A 778-nucleotide genomic window follows, 5' to 3' on the forward strand; every position below is an offset into this window, starting at 1 on the left:
GGGGCCGATATCGTGGAGGCCGACGGCCATTGGGTGCTGCCTGGGCTGGTGGATGCCTGTGTGCACCTGTCGCTGCCCGGTAGCGGCCGCGCCGGCGATATCGCCAGTGAAACCCGCGCCGCGGCGGCCGGGGGAATCACCCATCTGGCGGCCCAGCCGGACTGTGGCCCGGTGGATTCCACGGCGGTGGTGCGCCTGATTCGCGAACAGGCCGGCCAGGCCGGGTTTGCCCGTATCATGCCGATTGCCGCCATGACCCAGGGCTTACTGGGCGAGCAGTTGGCGGAGATGTCGACTCTGGCGCGGGCCGGTTGTATTGCCGTGGGCAATGCCGGCGGCAAGGTGGCCAATGCGCTGGTGCTCAAACGCAGCCTGGAATACGCCGCTACCTTCGATCTGCCGGTCATGTTCCGCCCGCAGGATTCGGCGCTCAGCGCCGGGGGCTGTGCCCATGAAGGGCCGGTGGCGACCCGCCTCGGGTTGCCCGGTATTCCCGCTGTGGCAGAAAGCGTGGACCTGTCCCGCGATCTGCTGTTGGTGGAAGCCACCGGAGTGCGGGCGCACTTCCAGCAAATCTCCAGCCGCGATTCCCTGCGCCTGCTGCGCGCCGCCAAACGGCGCGGCTTGCCGGTGACGGCGGACGTGAGCATCCAGCACCTGTTGCTGGACGAGTCGGCGCTGGAAGGTTTCAACAGCCATTGCCATGTGATCCCGCCCCTGCGCAGCGCCGCCGATCGTGAGGCCCTGCTGGAAGCCGTGGCCGATGGCACCATCGACG

The 778-nt window shown here is 68.5% G+C and carries 1 protein-coding gene; it reads left to right on the top strand.

Annotated elements, in window-relative coordinates:
• The coding region (locus A3730_RS31195) for a dihydroorotase (RefSeq protein ID WP_231883875.1) at positions 1 to 778 on the top strand (778 nt) is incomplete at both ends.

It is taken from the genome of Alcanivorax sp. HI0044, assembly GCF_001634945.1.